The organism is Pseudomonas sp. MN1F (genome assembly GCF_009391885.1).
Taxonomy (GTDB): Bacteria; Pseudomonadota; Gammaproteobacteria; order Pseudomonadales; family Pseudomonadaceae; genus Aquipseudomonas.
Genome location: NZ_VZII01000009.1, coordinates 98,706 through 119,156, shown reverse-complemented (window position 1 = coordinate 119,156; position 20,451 = coordinate 98,706). Strand labels below are relative to the sequence as shown.

Below are 20,451 nucleotides of genomic sequence, written 5' to 3'. Positions count from 1 at the left end.
AGTGGGCAAAAACACAGAGGCCCAACCTATGTGCCTGATCGTATTCGCCTGGCGGCCAGGGCATGCCCTGCCGCTGATCGTCGCGGCCAACCGTGACGAGTTCTACGCCCGCCCGACCCAGGCCCTGGCAGCCTGGGACGATGCGCCCGGGGTGCATGCCGGGCGCGACCTTGAAGCTGGCGGCACCTGGCTTGGCGTCGGCCCGCAGGGGCGCTTTGCGGCACTGACCAATATTCGTGACCCAAGGCAGGTACTGGGGCCGCGCTCGCGGGGTGAACTGGTGGCGGCTTATCTGCAGGGTGAACTGGGGGTGGAGGCCTACCTCGACCAAGTGGCCAGCCGCAGCGGGCAGTACTCAGGGTTCAATCTGCTGGTGGGTGATGGCCGTCAATTGGGCTACCTGCATGCCCGGGACGCGGCGCCGCGCGTGCTGGAGGCCGGGGTGTACGGGCTTTCCAATGCCGGGCTCGATACGCCATGGCCAAAGCTGGTGAAGGCGCGCACTGGGCTGGAAGCGCTGCTTGAGACGGCAGATCCGCAGCGATTGCTGGCGTTGCTGGCGGATAACGAGCCGGCAGCCGACGGTGAGTTACCGGAGACCGGCGTGGGGGTGGCGACCGAGAAGTTGCTGTCGAGTGTGTTTATTGCCAGCCAGAACTATGGCACTCGGGCGAGTACCGTGCTGATTGTCGATGATCAGGGGAGAAGGCGGCTGGTTGAGCGCAGTTTCGGCCCCTTTGGTGGGCACTTGGGCGAAGTCGAGCTTTTAGTTTGAAGGCCATGGGGCTGCGCCGCAGCCCCAAAAATCTCAAAGGGTCTTGTTAGCCCCAGGCCCGATCATCCGTGCTAGCCCGAGGTTCTTCAGGGCCAGTTGCAGCGAGCTGTGGATAACTTGCGGGTTGTCATGGCTCAAGGCTTCGACCAGCAGCTCCTTGGCCTTGCTCATGTTCACCTGGCGCAGCATCCACTTCACCTTCGGCAGGTTGGTGGCGTTCATCGACAGGCTGTCGAAGCCCATGGCCATCAACAGGATCGCCGCTGCCGGGTCGCCTGCCATCTCGCCGCAGATGCTCACCGGTTTGCCTTCGCCATGGGCGTCACGCACCACGGTATTGAGCGCCTGCAGCACCGCCGGGTGCAGGTAGTCGTAAAGGTCGGCGACCCGCGGATTGTTACGGTCCACCGCCAACAGGTACTGCGTCAGGTCGTTGGAACCGACCGAGAGGAAGTCCACCTGCCGCGCCAGCTCCTTGGTCTGGTACACCGCCGCAGGGATTTCAACCATCACGCCCACCGGCGGCATCGGTACGTCGGTGCCTTCGTCGCGCACCTCGCCCCAGGCACGGTGGATCAGGTGCAACGCCTCTTCCAGTTCGTGAATGCCGGAAATCATCGGCAGCAGGATGCGCAGGTTGTTCAGGCCTTCGCTGGCCTTGAGCATGGCGCGGGTCTGCACCAGGAAGATTTCCGGGTGGTCGAGGGTGACGCGGATGCCGCGCCAGCCAAGGAACGGGTTTTCTTCCTTGATCGGGAAGTACGACAGCGCCTTGTCACCCCCGATGTCGAGGGTGCGCATGGTCACCGGCAGTGGGTGGAACGACGCCAACTGCTCACGGTAAATGGCCAGCTGCTCTTTCTCGCTCGGGAAGCGCTGCTGAATCATGAACGGCACTTCGGTGCGGTACAGGCCCACACCTTCGGCGCCACGCTGCTGGGCACGGGCCACATCGGCGAGCAGGCCGGTGTTGACCCACAACGGCATGCGGTGGCCGTCGGGGGTGACGCATGGCAGCTCGCGCAAGGCGTCGAGGCCCTGGGCCAGTTGGCGTTCTTCCTCGACCACTTCGCTGTACTGCTTGCGCAGCACCTCGCTGGGGTTGGTGAACACCTCGCCCTTGTAGCCGTCGACGATCATCTCGATGCCATCGACCTTGGAATACGGCAGGTCGACCAGGCCCATCACCGTCGGGATGCCCATGGCGCGGGCGAGGATGGCGACATGGGAGTTGCCCGACCCCAGTACCGAGACCAGGCCCACCAGCTTGCCTTCCGGCACTTCGCCGAGCATTGCCGGGGTCAGCTCTTCGCTAACCAGGATGGTGTTGTCGGCATACACCAGCGACTGCGCGCGAGCTTCCTGCAGGTAGGCCAGCAGACGCCGGCCAAGGTCCTTCACATCGGAAGCGCGTTCGCGCAGGTAGTCGTCGTCCATCAACTCGAAGCGGTTGACGTGCTCGCCAACCACCTGGCGCAAGGCGCCCTGGGCCCACTGGCCGGTCTTGATGACTTCGATCACTTCGCCACCGAGGGCGGCGTCTTCGAGCATCATCAGGTATACATCGAACAACGCGCGCTCTTCCGGGCGCAGCTGGGTCGCCAGCTTGGCCGACAGCTTGCGCATGTCTTCGCGCACGCCTTCGAGAGCGTTCTGGAACAGTTTCAGCTCGGCGTCGATGTCATCGACGGTCTTGTCCGGCACCACTTCCAGGTCGGCCGGTGGCAGCATGACCACGGCACGCCCGACAGCGGCACCCGGCGAACCCGGCACGCCGACGAAGCGCGCTTCCTGGATGCCTTTGCCTTGGCGGCCCAGGCCCCGGATCGAGCCCGTGGCTTCGGCGTGGGCGATAACCCCGGCGAGCTGGGCGCTCATGGTGACAAGGAAGGCTTCTTCGCCTTCGTCGAACTGGCGGCGCTCCTTCTGCTGGATGACCAGAACACCGACCACACGGCGGTGGTGGATGATCGGCGCGCCCAGGAATGAGGCGAATTTTTCTTCGCCGGTTTCGGCAAAGTAGCGATAACGCGGGTGATCAGCGGCGTTTTCCAGGTTCAGCGGCTCTTCCCGGGTACCGACCAGGCCGACCAGGCCCTCGTTGGGGGCCATGCTGACCTTGCCGATGGAACGCTTGTTCAGGCCCTCGGTGGCCATCAGCACGAAGCGGTTGGTTTCCGGGTCGAGCAGGTATACCGAGCAAACCTGGCTGCCCATGGCCTCCTTGACGCGCAAGACAATGATCCCCAACGCCGTCTTGAGATCTTTGGCGGAGTTCACTTCCTGGACGATCTTGCGCAGCGTATTGAGCATGGCTCGGGGTCGAACTCCGTCGTCAGTCGCGCGTCAGCAGACGCGGTGCAAGCTCTTTCAGGGCACGGCGGTAGACTTCACGCTTGAATGTCACCACCTGGCCCAGCGGATACCAATAGCTGACCCAACGCCAGCCGTCGAATTCCGGCTTGCCGGTCAGGTCCATCCGCACCCGTTGTTCATTGCTCACCAGGCGCAGCAGAAACCACTTTTGCTTCTGGCCGATGCACAGCGGTTGGCTGTGGGTGCGGACCAGCCGCTGGGGTAAACGATAACGCAACCAGCCGCGGGTGCAGGCAAGAATTTCCACATCATCGCGTTCAAGGCCAACTTCTTCGTTCAGCTCGCGGTACAGGGCATCTTCTGGCGTCTCATCAGGGTTGATACCACCCTGGGGGAATTGCCAGGCATCCTGGTTGATCCGCCGAGCCCATAGCACCTGCCCGGCATCATTCGTCAGAATGATCCCGACATTGGGGCGAAAACCATCCGGGTCGATCACGGCAGCAACCTCGCAAACGCATGTCACCGCATTGTTCCACAAAGCCTGCGAGCGCAGCAACGCGCCCGCCAAGCTTATGTGCAGTACGGTGAAAACTCCGTATTCTGCGGGCCTACCCTGTGGCTGATACGAGTGACCGCGATGCGCCTGGCTTTATTCGACCTGGACAATACTCTCCTCGGTGGCGACAGCGACCACGCCTGGGGTGACTACCTGTGCGAGCGGGGCATTCTCGACCCGGTCGCGTACAAGAAACGCAACGACGCTTTCTACCAGGACTACCTGAACGGCACCCTGGACCTGCAGGCCTACCTGGCCTTTTCCATGGAGATCCTGGCCGCCACCGAGCCGGCCCAACTCGACCAATGGCACCACGACTTCATGCGCGACTGCATCGAGCCGATCATCCTGCCCAAGTCCCTGGCCTTGCTGCAGCAACACCGCGAAGCCGGCGACCAGCTGGTGATCATCACGGCCACCAACCGCTTCGTCACCGCACCGATTGCCCGCCGCCTGGGTGTACGCGTGCTGCTGGCAACCGAGTGCGAGACGCACGAAGGCCGCTATACCGGGCGTAGTACCGATATAGCGTGTTTCCGTGAAGGCAAGGTGACGCGGCTGGAGCGCTGGATGCTGGAGAACGGGTTCGACCTGGAAGACAGCTATTTCTACAGCGACTCGATGAATGACCTGCCGTTGCTGGAGCGCGTGACCCATGCGGTGGCGGTAGACCCCGATCCCAACTTGCGGGCCGAGGCCGAGAAGCGCGGGTGGCCGGTGGTTTCGCTGAGGGATTGAGCGTGCCGGGGCTGCTTTGCAGCCCATCGGCTGTCAGATGGGCTTGGCGCCCATCAGCCCGGCGATGGACAGGAAGCACACCCCACTGAACACCGCCAGGGCCAGGGTGAACCGCAAGCCCACCGCTTCAGCCTTGCGCAGCCGGTTCAGCCGCACCAGCAGCCACCAGGCGGCAAACCCGCCCAACGTATAGATGACGCTGGAAGCCAGCACCCAGGTCTGCCCCAGCGGCCAACCCACCAGATGCACCAGCCACCAGCCGGTGACCGGCATACTCACCAGGCACACCCCCATCACCAGCCAGACAAACACCAGCGGCCGACGCAGCAGCTTGCCATAAGCATCGCCATCGCCCTGGCGGCGAGCCCGCACGGTCCAGGCCGTCAGGCCCAGGGCGCCCAGCAGCAACAGCGCGGTGGCGATGATGTGCAGGGCTTTGAGGGTAGTCAGGTGTTCCATGGCGTCACATCCTTGAACGATAAGCCAAGCTTAGCCGCTCAACCCAGGAACAGCTTGTACGCCGGGTTGTCTGTCTCGTCCCAGTACGGGTAACCGATCTTGGCCAGCGCCGCCGGCACCAGGTGGCGCTCGTCCTCCGGTACCTGCAAGCCGGCCACCACGCGCCCGTCAGCCGCGCCGTGGTTGCGGTAGTGGAACATCGAGATATTCCAGCGCCCGCCCAGCTTGGTGAGGAAGTTGAACAACGCCCCCGGCCGCTCGGGGAACTCGAAGCGCAGGACGATCTCGTCGCTGGCACCGGCCGAATGACCACCGACCATGTGGCGGATGTGCAGCTTGGCCAGTTCGTTGTCGGTCAGGTCGGTCACCGGGAAGCCCTGTTCGATCAGGTGCTGCACCAGCGCTGCACGTGGGTCGTTTTCCGGGTGGGTCTGCACGCCGACGAAGATGTGCGCCTCATCGGAGGTGTGCTTGCGGTAGTTGAATTCGGTGATCTGGCGCTTGCCGATGGCCTCGCAGAAGGCTTTGAAGCTGCCTGGGCGCTCGGGGATGGTCACGGCGATGATGGCTTCGCGCTTTTCGCCCAGTTCGGCACGCTCGGCCACATGGCGCAGGCGGTCGAAGTTGACGTTGGCGCCCGAGTCGATGGCAACCAGGGTCTGCCCGGTCACGCCCTTGAGCTCGACATACTTCTTGATGCCCGCCACGCCCAAGGCGCCAGCAGGTTCGGTGATCGAGCGGGTATCATCGTAGATATCCTTGATTGCCGCACAGATCTCATCGGTGCTGACCGTCACCACTTCATCCACATGGTGGCGACAGATGTCGAAGGTGTGCTGGCCGATCTGCGCCACCGCCACGCCGTCGGCGAACAGCCCGACCTGCGGCAATACCACGCGCTCGCCAGCCGCCATTGCGGCCTGCAGGCAGTTGGAGTCATCTGGCTCGACGCCGATTACCTTGATTTCCGGGCGCAGGTATTTCACATAGGCCGCGATACCGGCAATCAGGCCTCCGCCGCCAACCGGGACGAAGATCGCGTCCAGTTGCCCCGGGTGCTGACGGAGGATTTCCATCGCCACGGTGCCCTGGCCAGCAATGGTGTGCGGGTCATCATAGGGGTGGATATAGACGAAGCCCTTCTCGTCGACCAGTTTCAGCGAATAGGCCAGCGCTTCAGGGAACGAGTCGCCATGCAGCACCACCTTGCCACCGCGCGAGCGCACACCTTCGACCTTGATCTCCGGGGTGGTCTTGGGCATCACGATGGTGGCCTTGATACCCAGCTCGCGGGCCGCCAGGGCCACGCCCTGGGCATGGTTGCCAGCCGAGGCGGTCACCACGCCGCGAGCCAGCTCTTCCTGGGTCAGCTGCGCCAGCTTGTTGTATGCCCCACGGATCTTGAACGAGAACACCGGCTGCAGGTCTTCGCGCTTGAGCAGAATCTGGTTGCCCAGGCGCTTGCTCAGCTGCCCGGCGCTCTGCAACGGGGTTTCGACAGCGACGTCGTAGACGCGCGAGGTGAGGATCTTCTTGACGTACTGTTCGAGCATCGGGAAAGCATCACTGGCCGCGGGACAAGGGCTGCGAGTCTACCCCAGCGCTACGTCGGGCGACCACAGCAAAGCCGCCCGAGCCGTTATACTAGCCCCTTTCATTACCGCCCTGCCCCTTTCCGGAGCCCGCATGACCCAGGACCAACTCAAACAGGCCGTCGCCCAGGCCGCTGTCGACTTCATTCTGCCGAAGCTGGATGAAAAGAGCGTTGTCGGCGTCGGCACCGGTTCGACCGCCAACTTCTTCATTGACGCCCTGGCCCAGCACAAGACCGCCTTCGATGGCGCGGTCGCCAGCTCCGAGGCCACTGCCCAGCGTCTGAAGGGCCATGGCATCCCGGTCTACGAGCTGAACAGCGTCAGCGAGCTGGAGTTCTATGTTGACGGCGCCGACGAAAGCGACGCGCACCTGAACCTGATCAAGGGCGGCGGCGCAGCCCTGACCCGCGAGAAGATCGTCGCGGCCGTGGCCAAGACCTTCATCTGCATCGCCGACGGCAGCAAGCTGGTACCCGTGCTGGGCGCCTTCCCGCTGCCAGTCGAGGTCATCCCGATGGCCCGCAGCCACGTGGCGCGTCAGCTGGTCAAGCTGGGCGGCGACCCGGTGTACCGTGAAGGCGTGGTGACCGACAACGGCAACGTGATCCTCGATGTGTATAACCTGCAGATCACCAACCCGGTGGAGCTGGAAGCACAGATCAACGCCATCGTCGGCGTGGTGACCAACGGTCTGTTCGCGGCGCGCCCGGCAGACTTGCTGCTGCTGGGTACCGCCGAAGGCGTGAAGACCCTGAAGGCCGAGTAACGGCATTCGCGAGCGAGCCGAAGTCACCGGTCAGTCGTTCTTCTTGAAGCGATAGAACAGGTTCGGCTCGCTGACCATGTACAGGTTGCCCTGATCGTCCATGGCAACGCCTTCGGCACGCGGGATGGTGTGCTGCAGGCCGTTGAAGCCACCCAGCAAGGTCATGAAGCTGACCTGCTGGCCTTGCTCGTCAAGCTCCAGCAGCATGTTGGAATCAGCCGACAACACCAGCAGATGCCCGGTGCGCGGGTCGACCCCCAGGGCCGACAGGTTGCGCAGGTCGAGCTCGTCGTTGGCCAAGACCTGTTTGTCACCCTTGAGCGGGCTGCGCCCGTCGGTGCTCCAGCTGTACAGCTTCGGCGGCCGCTCCTCGCCGATCACCAGGCGCTGGCGCATCGGGTCCCAGGCCACGCCTTCGAAGCCCTTGTTGCGCTTCACCGACTCGCCCAGGTCGTAACTCTGGAAGTCCGCGCGGTTCAGCGAAGCGGTCTGCGCATCCACCTTGACCACGGTCAGGTCATGCAGACGCTCATCAGTGATCGCCACATGGCCGTCTTCCATCACGGCGACGCCTTCCGGGTTGCTCCAGCCTACCAGCGGGATCTTGCGCAGCACGTCGCCGTCGAGGCTGAGCTCGACCAGGAAAGGGTTCTTGCCCATCACCGCGAACAGCGTGCGCGTGTGCGGGCTGTAGGCGACGTCCGAAGCTTCGTCATCTTCCATGCCCGGCAGCACCTTGGCGTCGATGTCGACCTGATAGTCCGGCAGCCACACGCTTTCGCTACGTTCGGCGCTGGTTTCGAAGCCTTCCTTGACCCACAGCATGCCGCGGTCATCCCAGTGCATGGCAACGGCCACGCCGTAACCGATCAGCGCCGCAACGGCCAGGCCGAAAGGCCAGCGCAGGTAGAAGCGGCGCTTGGGGGATGCGGGTGCACTGGTGGATGCTGGCATGCAAAAATCCTGGGGGAATGGGCGAAGATCCGCGCATTATCCGGATGGGGTGTGAAAAATCGGTAAACAGGACCGGCCCTCTTCGCGGGTTTACCCGCGAAGAAGGCGACGCGGTTTCAGGTCAGAGCACCCGGCTCTCGAAGCGGCAAACGCCCGGCAGCTCCAGCACCAGCTCGTCCCCGACAGTGAACGGCCCGACACCGGCCGGAGTACCGGTCAGGATCACATCCCCCGCCTGCAGCGAGAAATGCGCCGCCATGTACTGGATGATCGGCACGATCGGGTTGAGCATCATCGCGCTGTTGCCATCCTGGCGGACTTCACCATTGATGGTCAGGCGCACCGGAATATCGGTCACATCTTCAAAAGACGCTGCGGAAACAAACGGTGGCAGCACGCAAGCACCGTCAAAGCTCTTGCACAGTTCCCACGGCAGGCCCTTTTCCTTGAGTTTCGCCTGCACGTCGCGCAGGGTCAGGTCCAGCGCCGGGGCGTAACCGGAGATGGCGTCCAGCACTTCTTCCTCGGACGCATTGGACGACAGCGGCTTGCCCAGCAGCACGGCGATTTCGGCCTCGTAGTGCACCGAGCCACGGTCGGTCGGGATCTTGAACCCGCCTTCCAGTGGCACCACGCAGCTGCCCGGCTTGATGAACAGCAGCGGCTCGGAAGGAATGGGGTTGTCCAGTTCCTTGGCGTGTTCGGCGTAGTTGCGGCCGATGCACACTACCTTGCCCAGCGGGAAATGAATGCGCGTGCCGTCTACATACTGGTGCTGGTAACTCATGGCCGACTCCTTTGATTACTGCTTTTGTTCAGGAGCGAAGATCTTACCCGGATTCATGATGCCATTCGGGTCGAAGACGGCCTTTATTGCCTTCATGCAGGCAATTTCCTCCGGCGAACGGCTGTAGCCCAGGTAGTCGCGTTTGGTCATGCCCACGCCGTGCTCGGCCGAGATCGAGCCGTTGTAGCGTTCGACGATCTCGAACACCCACTTGTTGACCTTGGTGCACGAGGCGAAGAAGTCGTCCTTGCTCATGTGCTCGGGCTTGAGGATGTTCAGGTGCAAGTTGCCGTCGCCGATGTGGCCGTACCAGACCACTTCATAGTCCGGGTAATGCTCGCTGACGATGGCATCGATATCGCGCAGGAACGCGGGCACCTTGGAAACGGTGACGGAAATGTCGTTCTTGTAGGGCGTCCAGTGGGAGATGGTCTCGGACAGGTATTCGCGCAGCTTCCACAGGTTTTTCAGCTGGGTTTCGCTCTGGCTCATCACCCCATCCAGCACCCAGCCCTGCTCGACGCAGTGCTCGAAGGTGGCCAGCGCTTCGTTGGCCACCTCCTCGGTGCTGGCTTCGAACTCCAGCAAGGCATAGAACGGGCAGTCGGTGGCGAACGGGGCCGGTACATCGCCACGGCCCATGATCTTGGCCAGGCCCTTGTCGGAGAAGAACTCGAAGGCGGTCAGGTCGAGCTTGCCCTGAAACGCATGCAGCACCGGCATGATCGAGTCGAAATCCGGCGTGCCCAGCACCATGGCGGTGAGGTTGCGCGGCGCGCGGTCCAGGCGCATGGTCGCTTCGACCACGAAGCCCAGAGTGCCTTCGGCGCCGATGAACAGCTGGCGCAAGTCGTAGCCGGTGGCGTTCTTGATCAGGCCCTTGTTCAGTTCCAGCAGTTCGCCGTTGCCGGTGACCACTTTCAGCCCGGCCACCCAGTTGCGGGTCATGCCGTAACGGATGACCTTGATACCGCCGGCATTGGTGCCGATGTTGCCGCCAATCTGGCTGGAGCCGCTGGAGGCGAAGTCCACCGGATAATAAAGGCCCTGTTCTTCGGCGAAGGCCTGCAACTGGCGGGTGATCACCCCCGGCTGGCACACCACCGTGCGGTCGAAGGCATTGAATTCAACAATCTGGTTCATGTAGTCGAAGGCGACGACGACTTCGCCATTGGCCGCCACGGCGCCAGCGGAAAGCCCGGTTCGCCCGCCGGACGGCACCAGCGCAACCTTGTGCTGGTTGGCCCAGCGGACGATGGCCTGTACTTGCTCTACTGTCTTGGGGAACACGATGGCCGAGGGCGCTGGCGGGTAATGCTTGGTCCAGTCCTTGCCGTAGGCTTCCAGGGAAACGGGGTCGGTCAGGACCTTGCCAGGGTCGACAAGGGTCATCAGTTCATCAATTACAGCGGGGTGGGTCATCGCTGGAACTCTCGACTTATTCATAGTCACCCTGAGCACTCTTCACCTGTCGGGATAAGCTCAGATTGTGTCGCGTATGCTAGCATAGCCCTCCCGCTGTTCATGCTAAGGCTGCCGTAGCGCCTGGCATCAGTCCTCGCCATTTTTTCTCCGGGATACAGGTTTACGCAGATGAGCAAGACTTCTCTCGACAAGAGCAAGATCCGGTTCCTTCTTCTTGAAGGTGTGCACCAGAATGCAGTCGATACCCTCAAGGCTGCCGGCTACACCAACATCGAATACCTCACGGGTTCCCTGCCGGATGCCGAGCTGAAGGAAAAGATCGCCGATGCCCACTTCATCGGCATCCGCTCGCGCACCCAACTGACCGAAGAAATCTTCGACTGCGCCAAGAAACTGGTCGCCGTCGGCTGCTTCTGCATCGGCACCAACCAGGTCGACCTGGCTGCGGCCCGCGAGCGCGGTATCGCCGTCTTCAACGCACCGTACTCCAACACCCGTTCGGTGGCCGAGCTGGTGCTGGCCGAGGCCATCCTGCTGCTGCGCGGCATCCCTGAGAAGAACGCTTCCTGCCACCGTGGCGGCTGGATCAAGAGCGCGGCCAACTCGTTCGAGATCCGCGGCAAGAAGCTGGGCATCGTCGGCTACGGCTCGATCGGTACCCAACTGTCGGTCCTGGCAGAAAACCTGGGCATGCAGGTGTACTTCTACGACCCGCTGACCAAGCTGCCGCTGGGCAACGCCGTACAGGTCACCAGCCTCAACGAGCTGCTGGGCCTGGCCGACATCGTTTCGCTGCACGTACCTGAGCTGCCGTCCACCCAGTGGATGATCGGCGAGAAGGAAATCCGTGCAATGAAGAAGGGCTCGATCCTGATCAACGCCGCCCGTGGCACCGTGGTCGAACTGGACCACCTGGCCGCCGCGATCAAGGACAAGCACCTGATCGGCGCCGCCATCGACGTGTTCCCGGTCGAGCCGCGCTCCAACGACGAAGAATTCGAAAGCCCGCTGCGTGGCCTGGACAACGTGATCCTGACCCCGCACATCGGTGGCTCCACCGCCGAAGCCCAGGCCAACATCGGCCTGGAAGTGGCCGAGAAGCTGGTCAAGTACAGCGACAACGGTACGTCGGTGTCCTCGGTCAACTTCCCGGAAGTTGCCCTGCCAGCGCACCCAGGCAAGCACCGCCTGCTGCACATCCACGAAAACATTCCGGGCGTGCTCAGCGAGATCAACAAAGTCTTCGCCGAGAACGGCATCAACATCTCCGGTCAGTTCCTGCAGACCAACGAGAAAGTCGGTTACGTGGTCATCGACGTTGACGCCGAGTACTCCGACCTGGCGCAGGAGAAACTGCAACAGGTCAAAGGCACCATCCGTTCGCGCGTCCTGTTCTAAGGCCGCTGGCGGTATGAAAAAGGGAGGCCCTGGTGGCCTCCCTTTTTTTTATTTCACTTCAACCGTGATCTTCTTCGATTCGACACTCGGCTTGAACGGTACGTGATACTGGTCACCCAGCACCAGTTGCAGGGTGTGCTTGCCCGGCGTCAGGGTGATGGTCGTTTCGGTCTGCGCCTTGCCGAAGTGCAGCACTTGCGGGCCGGCCGGCAACGCGGTACCGGCTGCCGGCATCAGGCTGGCCGGCAGCGGCATGTCGGCCACAGGTTCCTTGTCCACATCCACCAGCAGGTGGTGGTGGCCGGTATGCGGGGTCTGGTCTCCGGCAGGCTTGAGCTCCATGCCCTCGATGGCGAACTTGACGGTGAACGTCCCGGCGACCTGCTCGCCATCTTTGGGGGAAAGGATGGAAACCTTGGCACCCGCGGGCGGCTCCTGGCTCTTCAGGGCATCGGCGGCGCTGGCGAACACCGAAGCGCCCATCAGCAGACCGGCAACGGCAGCACGCGAAAATAGGCTGTTCATTCACTTCTCCTGTGATTCACTTATTGACCGCTGGGAAGTTCACGATAGCCCACAAAGAGAAATATTTCAGTTAGGGTTAAACCTCGCCAAGGCTTCAAGGTCATAGGCTGCGCTCGACCGCGACGGGGAAGAAAGTCGCGGCGAAAGTTATTCATCTGCTGAACAAAAAGGGGCATTACATGCGTTCGACCATAGGCGTACTGCTGGCAGTACTGATCACGCCATTGGCTCAGGCCGAGTTGATAGACGACATCAACGACCGGGGCGAATTGCGCATTGCCGTGCAGGCCGACCACGCACCGTATGCATACAAGGACAAGGAAAGCGACCGCCTGACTGGCTTTGAAATCGAGTTTGGCCAGGACTTGGCCCGGGAACTGGACCTGCGCGCAGAGTTCGTCGAAGCGACCGCTGCAGAAGTGCTGCCGGGTGTGGAGAGTGGCAAATACGACATCTCGCTGATACCGTCGAGCGAGTCACCCAAGGCGGATGGCCCGTTCGACGTGAGCCAGGTGTTTGGCGACAAGAAGCTGGTGATCCCGTTCCAGAAGGACAACCCGGCGTTCGAGAGCGCGGTGAACAACGCGCTTGAGCGCCTTGAGAAAAACGGCCGCACGGCGGAACTGGAGAAGAAGTGGTTCAAGGCGATGCAGGCAGGCGAGCCAGCGCCTGCCGCGCTTGTTCCAGCTCCAGCTCACTGAAAACCTGCACGCCCTCACGCCGCAGCAACGCCGTGGTCACCCCCGCGCCCGGCACCTTCACCCCGCTGAAGGTGCCATCATAGGTCAGGTGGTTGCCACACGAAGGGCTACCCGCCTTCAGCACCGCCACCCGAATCCCATGCTGCCGCACCAGCGCCAACGCCTGCTGCGCCCCGGCCAGAAACTGGGCAGTGACATCCTCGCCGGCCACCGTCAGCACCTGCACACCACCATCGAGCACCTGCGCGCCCTGACCACCAGGGATCTCCGCCGGTGGTCGAGGTGTTGGCAAACCACCCGCCACTTCGGGGCACAATGGCAGCACACGCCCTTCGGCCTGCCACTGCTGCAACAGGTCGGGATGCCCGCTGGCCCGGCCGTCATAGCGCACCGGCTGCCCCAACAGGCAGGCGCTCACCAATACTTTGGGCAGATCAGAACGGGTCATTGCCACGGCGCCGGAACCAGCCGGTCAACGACAGGCGCTCGCGCCTGGCCGGCAGCACCTCGTGCGGCACCTCACCGGAAAGGAATATCGCCAGGCAGCCTGCCACCGGCTGCACATCGTGCTCGACATCATCCGCCAGGAACATGCGCAGCTGCCCGCCGTCTTCCGGCTGCCAGTCTTCGTTCAAATAAAGCACCGCCGACACCATGCGCCGGTCATCGTCGCGGAAGCGGTCCAGGTGCCGGCGATAGAATGCCCCCGGTGGGTACAGGGCGAAGTGGCATTCGAAATCTTCCAGGCCGAGGAACAGGCCCTGGTTGATGGCCTGACGCAACTGGTCCATGGCCGCCAGGTACTGGTCGCAGGCTTCGGCCTGACCGGGATCGATCCACTGGATCTGGTCACCGCGAATGCTCTCGCGCACCTCCTGGGCATCCCCGCGCCCGACCCCGGCCGGGTTGAGTTCGCCTTCGGCATCACGCCGCCGGCATTCGGCCGCCAGCGCGCGCACCAGGTCGGCAGGCAGAAAGAGCGCCTGCTGCGACCAGCCATGGGTGGCCAGATCGTCGACGACGGCCGCAAACATCGGGTTTTCAGGGGAGATGTGCATGGCGCGCATCATATCCATTCACCCTGTCGGCGCACAGCGCCACTTGGCTGAGAAGCGTTCGGATTGCTCGACAAAACGGCGCCGGGCCTAGGACAATAGCCACCTGCCGACAGGAGTCCTGAATGCACCGTCTGTTTTCCCTGCTTCTGCTGATGATCTGCACCATGCCTGTCTGGGCAGACAGCCTCGATCAACTGTACAAAGCCGCCGGCTGGCCCGACCAGCGCGCCCATTTTTCCGATGCCGTGAGCGCCGCCCAGCAGCGCTACCGCAGCAGCCTGCCGCCTGCGGTTTACCAGGCGCTGGTCAACAACAGCAACCAGCGCTTCCAGGCCCAGGCGATGGACAAGCGTGCCTTGGCCAAACTGCGCAGTACGTTGCCCAACCCGGCGCCGGCCCTGGCCTTCTTCCAGTCGCCGCTGGGGCGCAAGATTGTCGCCGCCGAACTGCTGGCCACCAGCAAGGACCAGTTGGCCAAGAATGCCAAGGGCCTGCCGAAGATGCAGGCCAGCGACAACCGCATGCTGGTCATCGGCCACCTGGCCCAGGCCCTGCCAGCCCGCGAAGCCGGCGCCGAAGTCAGCCTGGCGATCGCCGGGGTGGCCGCTGACAGCCTGAGCTCGATGATTCCCGGCCTGTTCGGCGCCAGCCAGGCACAGGGCCTGCTCGACGGCCAGCGCCAGCGTCTTATGGGGCAGATCGGTGAAGACCTGAACAACACCCTGCTGTACGTCTACCGCGACCTGTCCGACGACGAGCTGGAAGAGTTCGCCACCTTCGCCGAGTCACCGGACGGCAAGGCCTATTACCAGGCCGCCGTGGCTGCTGTGCGTGCCGGCCTGGCGGTGGGCCAGAACAGCGCCGACCTCAAGTGATCAGCCCAGGCGCTGCTCGATGAAGTCGAAGTAGCGTCGGCGAATGTCCGGCAGCTCGTTGGCCAGGTGATGACGAGCTTCGGGCAACATCAGGATCTGCGGCTCGCTGAACTTGGCCTTGAGCACTTCGAGGTTGTGGGGCCAATCCACCGTACCATCCGCTTCCCCCTGCACGATCAACGGCCGTCGCGCGCAATGCGGCGCCGCCTCGATACGCTTGACCCAGGCGATCAACGCGCCGACCCAGGCCGTGGGCAGCCGCCGCGGTTGCAGCGGGTCGGCTTCGAGGAAGGGCAGGAAAGTCGGGTCGTTGGTGTTCTCGCTGAAGCGCCGCTCGATGCCGTCGACGAAGTGGCGCAGTACCCGATAGCTGAGTTTCGACCAGCGCCAGGACTGTGGCCGCACCAACGGCGCCAGCAGGATCACCTCGCCGTCGATGGGGCTACGCTCGCCTTCATTCAGCAGGTGATCCACGGCGATGGCGCCACCGGTGCTCTGCCCGCAGAGATGCCAGGGGCGTGGCAGGTCAAGGCCACGCGCCTGTTCGAACAAGGCTCCCAGCACCTGCTGGTACACCGCGAAATCACTGATATTGGCGCGCTCGCCACTGGACAGGCCGTGGCCTGGCAGGTCGCAGCTGATCACCGCGTAACCGAGCTTTAGCGCCCACTCGATCACATGCCGATAGAGGCCCATGTGATCGTAGTAGCCATGCAGCAGCAACAACGTCGCGACCGGCTTTTCCGGTAGCCAGACCTGCCCGACCAGCTCGAACCCCGCGGCCTGGAAACCGCCCAGCCAGCTCTGCGCCGGCAGGTTCAGGCCATAGAAGCGCTGATAGTCCTGCGCCTGCGTGGACAACGGCTGACGTTTGGCCAACGGCGCGAGGCTGGCACGCAGGGGATCGGGGTGAAAGGCAGCGGGCATCGGGTACATCCAAGGCGGAGCGAGTATTGATCTGGGATATTCAGCTGTTGGCCGCATCGTGGCAAGCTTGGGCACCTTTTCATCAGGCAGATGCGCTGCCTGCACCGGCCTCATCGCCGGCACTGTGGATAACTCATGTCGAACCGTATCAAACGGACACTGATGGTGTCAGTGCTTGTAATCTGCGCCATTGTGCTCTGGCAGGCCTACTCCACCTTCCAGTCCAGCTACCTGCGCCCGTTCGACAACCAGACCACGCTGTTCGATGGTAGCCAGCTGCAACTGCCCGCCGAACTCGCCGGCCCCGGCCCGATCCGCGTGGTGCACTTCTGGGACCCGGCCTGCCCGTGCAACGTTGGCAACCAGCAGCACCTGGGCGACCTGATTACCCAGTTCGCAGGCCAGGGCGTGGCCTTCCACGTCGTGCAAAAGCCCGGCAGCCACGGCCAGCTCCCTGCCAACCTCATCAACCTGCAGCCTATCGCCCAACTGCCCGGCAGCGAACACCTGCCCGCCTCCCCCGCGGTGGCCATCTGGGACCGCCAAGGCAACCTCGCCTATTTCGGCCCTTACAGCGAGGGCGCGGTGTGCAACGCCAGCAACAGCTTCATCGAGCCGATCCTCAAGGCGCTGCTGGCCGGCCGCAAAGTCACCGCCTCCAATACGCTGGCCGTAGGCTGCTATTGCCCCTGGGCCGGCTGACGCACCCGCGCCGGATTGCCCATTGCCGTCACCCCCGCAGGCACATCACGGGTCACCACACTGCCGGCACCAATTACGGCGTTGTCACCAATGGTCACCCCCGGCAGGATGATCGCCGCCCCGCCGATCCACACGTTGTTGCCAATGGTCACTGGCCGCCCGCTTTCCAGCCCGCTGCGTCGGACCTCGGGGTCGAGCGGGTGGTCGGCCGTGTAGATCTGCACATTGGGGCCGATCTGGCAGTCGTCGCCGATACGCACCGGCACCACGTCGAGGATCACGCAGTTGAAGTTCATGAACGTGTTGCGCCCGACGCTGATGTTGTAGCCGTAGTCGCAATAGAACGGCGGGCGGATCACCGTGCCTTCGCCGACATGGCCGAAGTGCTCGGCCAGCAGGCCGTTGCGCGCGTCGTTGAGCAGCTCGACGCTGTTGTTGTAGCGGTGCATCCAATGCTTGTTGGCGATCTGTTCGGCTTGCAGCTCGGGGCAGCCAGCGTGGTAGAGCTGGCCTGTGAGCATTTTCTGTTTTTCGCTGAGGGACATGGAAACTCCTTCCGGGGGCTATGCTCTGTTCGCGAATCCGTCGATGATCGGACCACAGTTTCCGCTCGAATGCACAAGGAGTCTCGATGAAGCGCAGCCTGACCCTGTTGGCCGTGGTCATTGCCGTGGCCGCTGGCACTGGTTACTGGTACGTGCAAGGCAAGCTGCCACAGCGCGAAGGCGAAGTGGCCATGGCCGGGCTGCAGGCGCCGGTCAGCGTGCGCTACGACGCACGTGGCGTGCCCCATCTGCAAGCGCAGAGCGAGGCGGACTTGTACCGCGCCCTGGGCTACGTGCATGCCCAGGACCGATTGTTCCAGATGGAGATCATGCGCCGCCTGGCCCGTGGCGAGCTGGCCGAAGTGCTTGGCGACAAGCTGCTGCCCACCGATACGCTGTTCCGCAGCTTGCGCATCCGTGAACAGGCCGCACTCATGGCCCAGCGCCAGGACCACCAGTCACCCTCCTGGCAGGCCTTGCAGGCCTATCTCGACGGCGTCAACGCCTGGCAGGCCAGCCACCCCAAACCGATGGAGTTCGACCTGATCGGCATCACGCCACGGCCATTTACCGCCGAGGACACCCTCAGCATCGCCGGCTACCTGGCCTACAGCTTCGCCGCCGCATTTCGCACCGAACCCGCACTGACCTACATACGCGATCAACTCGGTCCGCAATACCTGAAGATCTTCGACCTCGACTGGCAACCGCAGGGCGCCCTCGGCACGCCACTGGCGGCGGTCGACTGGCAAAGCCTCGAAGCCGTGGCCCGCGCCAGCCACGAGGCGCTGGTCGAAGCCGGCATCCCGCAGTTCGAAGGCAGCAATGCCTGGGCGGTTTCCGGCAGCCGCACCCGCAGCGGCAAACCCTTGCTGGCCGGTGACCCGCACATCAGTTTTGCCGTACCCGCCGTCTGGTACGAGGCTGAGCTTTCGGCGCCCGGCTTCAACCTGTACGGCTACTTCCAGGCGCTGAACCCGTTCGCCATGCTGGGGCACAACCGTGATTTCGGCTGGAGCCTGACCATGTTCCAGAACGATGACGTCGACCTGATCGCGGAAAAGGCCAACCCCGCCAACGCCGACCAGGTAATGATCAACGGCCAGTGGCAAACGCTGGAAAAGACCGAGCAGCAGATTGCAGTCAAAGGCGAGCAACCGGTCACCATCAAACTGCGCCGCTCACCCCACGGGCCCATCGTCAACGAGGTCCTCGGCGCTACGGCAGGGGCCACGCCGATTGCCATGTGGTGGGCGTTCCTCGAAACCGAGAACCCGATCCTCGAAGGCTTCTACCAGCTCAATCGCGCCGACACCCTGGCCAAGATGCGCGAGGCGGCTGCCAAGGTGCAGGCGCCGGGGCTGAACTTCGTCTGGGCCAATGCCCGTGGCGATATCGGCTGGTGGGCGGCGGCGAAACTGCCGATTCGCCCGGACGGTGTGAACCCGGCGTTCATCCTCGACGGCGCCAGCAGCCAGGCCGACAAACCCGGTTTCTACCCTTTCAGCGTCAACCCGCAACAGGAGAACCCGGCCAGCGGCTACATCGTCTCGGCCAACTACCAGCCACCGGCCGTGGTGCCGATACCCGGTTACTACAACCTGCCCGACCGCGGTCGCCAGCTCGATCGCCAGCTGGCCAACCCGGAAGTGAAATGGGACACGCAGAACAGCCAGAGCCTGCAACTCGATACGGCCAGCGATTACGGCCCGCGTACCTTGGCACCGCTGCTGGCGACCCTGCGCCAGATCGCCGAGGGTGACGAGGAAAAGGAACTGGTCGAGCAGCTTGCCGCCTGGCGCGGCGACTATCCGCTGGATTCCACCAGCGCGACGTTATTCAACCAGTTCCTCTACGACCTGGCCTATGCCGCGTTGCATGACGAACTGGGCGACACCTGGTTCCCGGTGCTGCTCAGTACCCGCACCATCGATGCCGCGCTGCCGCGCCTGGCTGCCGATGCCGATTCGCCCTGGTGGAACACCCGCGGCACCAACCAGCGCACTGACCGCAGCGCCATCGTGCGCATGGCCTGGCAGAAGAGCCTTGCCCACCTGCGTGACACCCTCGGCAAAGACCCGGCCAGCTGGCAATGGGGCAAGGCCCATACCCTGACCCACAACCATCCGCTGGGCTCGAAAAAACCGCTGAACCTGCTGTTCAATGTCGGCCCGTTTGCCGCCCCCGGCACCCACGAGGTGCCGAACAACCTGTCGGCGAAGATCGGCCCGGCGCCGTGGCCGGTGACCTACGGGCCTTCGACCCGGCGCCTGATCGATTTCGCCGATGCCGGGCAGGCGCTGAGCGTCAACCCGGTCGGGCAGAGCGGGGTATTGTTCGACAAGCACTACGCAGACCAGGCCGAGGGGTATGTCGAAGGGAAGTACCAGCGGGCGCAGATGGGCGTGATCCCAGCACAAAGCACCCTCAGGCTGGTGCCATGACATCCAGGTGCAACTGCTCTGGCACGCCATTTCGAATACCCTGAAGCATCTCTTGCCGAGACCTATTCCATGCAAAAACACTTCATCGAAATCGACGGCGCACGCATGAGCTATGTCGACCAGGGCCAGGGCGTCCCGGTGCTGCTCGGCCACAGCTACCTGTGGTCGGCCCAGATGTGGCAGCCGCAGATCGAGGCGCTGTCTGAACACTTCCGCGTCATCGTCCCCGAGCTCTGGGGCCACGGCGACTCCGATGCGCCGCCCGCTACCACCACCGACATGAGCGCCCTGGCCCGCCAGCACCTGGCACTGCTGGACGCGCTGGACATCCCCCAGTGCCACCTGGTCGGCTTGTCGGTCGGCGGCATGTGGGGCGCGCAGCTGGCCATCGAACACCCCGAGCGGATCGACCGCCTGGTGCTGATGGATACCTACCTCGGCGCCGAGCCAGAGGCGACCCGGCTGAAGTACTTCGGTTTGCTGGATGCGGCGAGTGCGGCGGGCTTGTTCCCAGAGCCACTGCTGGACATCGTCGTGCCGATCTTCTTCCATGCCGGCGGGCAGACCGTGCCCACAGTGCGCGACAGCTTCCGGGCGGCGTTGAAGGCGAGCAGTGCCGAGGTAATTCGCAACGGCCTCGACCCGATGGGGCGGATAATCTTCGGGCGGCCCGACCTGCTGGGGCGGCTGGGTGAACTGAAGGGTGACAAGACCATTGTGATCTGTGGTGACCAGGACATTCCGCGGCCGCCTGAAGAGTCCAACGAAATGGCGCGGATCATTGGTTGCCTGGCGGCGCAGATTCCGTTTGCGGGGCATATCTCCAGCCTGGAGAACCCGCGAGTGGTGAATGAGTTCTTGTTGAACTGGCTGCCGCGCAAGGCCTGATATTGCTGGGGCCG

General features: G+C 63.5%; 21 protein-coding genes. 9 read left to right on the top strand and 12 right to left on the bottom strand.

All coding sequences use genetic code 11. The annotated features are described in order from the left end of the window. Nucleotides 1–28: 28 nt before the first annotated feature. Entirely contained in the window at nucleotides 29–775 is a 747-nt protein-coding gene (locus F6X59_RS06425) for an NRDE family protein (protein ID WP_152955504.1), read from the top strand. Nucleotides 776–808: 33 nt separating this feature from the next. Here F6X59_RS06425 and ptsP read toward each other — a convergent pair whose 3' ends face one another. Both ptsP and F6X59_RS06415 read right to left on the bottom strand, forming a co-directional pair. Continuing rightward, complete coding sequence (ptsP, locus tag F6X59_RS06420) at nucleotides 809–3,088, bottom strand: phosphoenolpyruvate--protein phosphotransferase (protein ID WP_152955503.1); 2,280 nt, start codon at nucleotides 3,086–3,088, stop codon at nucleotides 809–811. A gap of 22 nt (nucleotides 3,089–3,110) precedes the next feature. Next, nucleotides 3,111–3,590, bottom strand: coding sequence for an RNA pyrophosphohydrolase (locus tag F6X59_RS06415; protein WP_003249017.1), 480 nt, complete (start codon nucleotides 3,588–3,590; stop codon nucleotides 3,111–3,113). Nucleotides 3,591–3,731: 141 nt separating this feature from the next. On the opposite strand from F6X59_RS06415, the gene F6X59_RS06410 reads away from it, so the two are divergent. Next, nucleotides 3,732–4,388, top strand: coding sequence for an HAD family phosphatase (locus tag F6X59_RS06410; protein WP_152955502.1), 657 nt, complete (start codon nucleotides 3,732–3,734; stop codon nucleotides 4,386–4,388). Nucleotides 4,389–4,421: 33 nt separating this feature from the next. Here F6X59_RS06410 and F6X59_RS06405 read toward each other — a convergent pair whose 3' ends face one another. Both F6X59_RS06405 and ilvA read right to left on the bottom strand, forming a co-directional pair. Further along, nucleotides 4,422–4,847: a DUF2269 family protein gene (locus F6X59_RS06405; RefSeq protein ID WP_152955501.1), complete on the bottom strand. Its 426-nt coding sequence runs from the start codon at nucleotides 4,845–4,847 to the stop codon at nucleotides 4,422–4,424. Nucleotides 4,848–4,885: 38 nt separating this feature from the next. Next, entirely contained in the window at nucleotides 4,886–6,400 is a 1,515-nt protein-coding gene (ilvA, locus tag F6X59_RS06400; RefSeq protein WP_152955500.1) for a threonine ammonia-lyase, biosynthetic, read from the bottom strand. A 133-nt stretch (nucleotides 6,401–6,533) separates the two neighbouring features. Here ilvA and rpiA point away from each other — a divergent pair, with 133 nt between their 5' ends. Beyond that, nucleotides 6,534–7,208: a ribose-5-phosphate isomerase RpiA gene (gene rpiA / locus F6X59_RS06395; protein ID WP_152955499.1), complete on the top strand. Its 675-nt coding sequence runs from the start codon at nucleotides 6,534–6,536 to the stop codon at nucleotides 7,206–7,208. Between the two features lie 30 nt (nucleotides 7,209–7,238). Here rpiA and F6X59_RS06390 read toward each other — a convergent pair whose 3' ends face one another. The 3 genes from F6X59_RS06390 to F6X59_RS06380 form a co-directional block, all read right to left on the bottom strand. After that, on the bottom strand, nucleotides 7,239–8,162 hold the full coding sequence (locus tag F6X59_RS06390; RefSeq protein ID WP_152955498.1) for an SdiA-regulated domain-containing protein: 924 nt from the start codon (nucleotides 8,160–8,162) through the stop codon (nucleotides 7,239–7,241). Between the two features lie 121 nt (nucleotides 8,163–8,283). Beyond that, entirely contained in the window at nucleotides 8,284–8,949 is a 666-nt protein-coding gene (locus tag F6X59_RS06385; RefSeq protein WP_152955497.1) for a fumarylacetoacetate hydrolase family protein, read from the bottom strand. 15 nt (nucleotides 8,950–8,964) lie between these two features. Then, nucleotides 8,965–10,371: an FAD-binding oxidoreductase gene (locus tag F6X59_RS06380; RefSeq protein WP_152955496.1), complete on the bottom strand. Its 1,407-nt coding sequence runs from the start codon at nucleotides 10,369–10,371 to the stop codon at nucleotides 8,965–8,967. A gap of 171 nt (nucleotides 10,372–10,542) precedes the next feature. Here F6X59_RS06380 and serA point away from each other — a divergent pair, with 171 nt between their 5' ends. Further along, complete coding sequence (gene serA, locus F6X59_RS06375; RefSeq protein ID WP_054885495.1) at nucleotides 10,543–11,772, top strand: phosphoglycerate dehydrogenase; 1,230 nt, start codon at nucleotides 10,543–10,545, stop codon at nucleotides 11,770–11,772. A 48-nt stretch (nucleotides 11,773–11,820) separates the two neighbouring features. Here serA and F6X59_RS06370 read toward each other — a convergent pair whose 3' ends face one another. Next, nucleotides 11,821–12,297 carry a DUF4399 domain-containing protein gene (locus tag F6X59_RS06370; protein WP_152955495.1) on the bottom strand — a complete coding sequence of 159 codons (477 nt, stop codon included), beginning with the start codon at nucleotides 12,295–12,297 and terminating at the stop codon, nucleotides 11,821–11,823. A 179-nt stretch (nucleotides 12,298–12,476) separates the two neighbouring features. Between F6X59_RS06370 and F6X59_RS06365 the strand changes: the two genes are divergently transcribed. Continuing rightward, nucleotides 12,477–12,998 (top strand): transporter substrate-binding domain-containing protein, encoded by a 522-nt coding sequence (locus F6X59_RS06365; RefSeq protein WP_152955494.1) that lies wholly within the window; start codon nucleotides 12,477–12,479, stop codon nucleotides 12,996–12,998. Here the strand turns inward: F6X59_RS06365 and F6X59_RS06360 are convergent. Continuing rightward, nucleotides 12,937–13,446, bottom strand: a complete 510-nt coding sequence (locus F6X59_RS06360) for a DUF523 domain-containing protein (protein ID WP_152955493.1) — start codon at nucleotides 13,444–13,446, stop codon at nucleotides 12,937–12,939. The genes F6X59_RS06365 and F6X59_RS06360 overlap by 62 nt on opposite strands. Continuing rightward, entirely contained in the window at nucleotides 13,433–14,065 is a 633-nt protein-coding gene (locus tag F6X59_RS06355; RefSeq protein ID WP_152955673.1) for a 2OG-Fe(II) oxygenase, read from the bottom strand. The genes F6X59_RS06360 and F6X59_RS06355 overlap by 14 nt, the downstream gene beginning before the upstream one ends. A 113-nt stretch (nucleotides 14,066–14,178) precedes the next feature. Between F6X59_RS06355 and F6X59_RS06350 the strand changes: the two genes are divergently transcribed. Then, nucleotides 14,179–14,931 (top strand): DUF2059 domain-containing protein, encoded by a 753-nt coding sequence (locus F6X59_RS06350; protein WP_152955492.1) that lies wholly within the window; start codon nucleotides 14,179–14,181, stop codon nucleotides 14,929–14,931. On the opposite strand, the gene F6X59_RS06345 is transcribed toward F6X59_RS06350, so the two are convergent. Continuing rightward, on the bottom strand, nucleotides 14,932–15,858 hold the full coding sequence (locus F6X59_RS06345; RefSeq protein WP_152955491.1) for an alpha/beta hydrolase: 927 nt from the start codon (nucleotides 15,856–15,858) through the stop codon (nucleotides 14,932–14,934). Between the two features lie 135 nt (nucleotides 15,859–15,993). Between F6X59_RS06345 and F6X59_RS06340 the strand changes: the two genes are divergently transcribed. Further along, on the top strand, nucleotides 15,994–16,560 hold the full coding sequence (locus F6X59_RS06340; RefSeq protein WP_152955490.1) for a DUF6436 domain-containing protein: 567 nt from the start codon (nucleotides 15,994–15,996) through the stop codon (nucleotides 16,558–16,560). Here F6X59_RS06340 and F6X59_RS06335 read toward each other — a convergent pair. Then, the gene (locus F6X59_RS06335; RefSeq protein WP_152955489.1) at nucleotides 16,539–17,105 is read right to left on the bottom strand and encodes a sugar O-acetyltransferase; all 567 of its coding nucleotides are present in this window, start codon (nucleotides 17,103–17,105) and stop codon (nucleotides 16,539–16,541) included. The genes F6X59_RS06340 and F6X59_RS06335 overlap by 22 nt on opposite strands. Before the next feature lie 86 nt (nucleotides 17,106–17,191). Here F6X59_RS06335 and F6X59_RS06330 point away from each other — a divergent pair, with 86 nt between their 5' ends. After that, nucleotides 17,192–19,549 (top strand): penicillin acylase family protein, encoded by a 2,358-nt coding sequence (locus F6X59_RS06330; protein WP_152955488.1) that lies wholly within the window; start codon nucleotides 17,192–17,194, stop codon nucleotides 19,547–19,549. A 69-nt stretch (nucleotides 19,550–19,618) separates the two neighbouring features. Beyond that, nucleotides 19,619–20,437, top strand: a complete 819-nt coding sequence (locus F6X59_RS06325; RefSeq protein ID WP_152955487.1) for an alpha/beta fold hydrolase — start codon at nucleotides 19,619–19,621, stop codon at nucleotides 20,435–20,437. The last annotated feature ends 14 nt before the right edge of the window (nucleotides 20,438–20,451 follow it).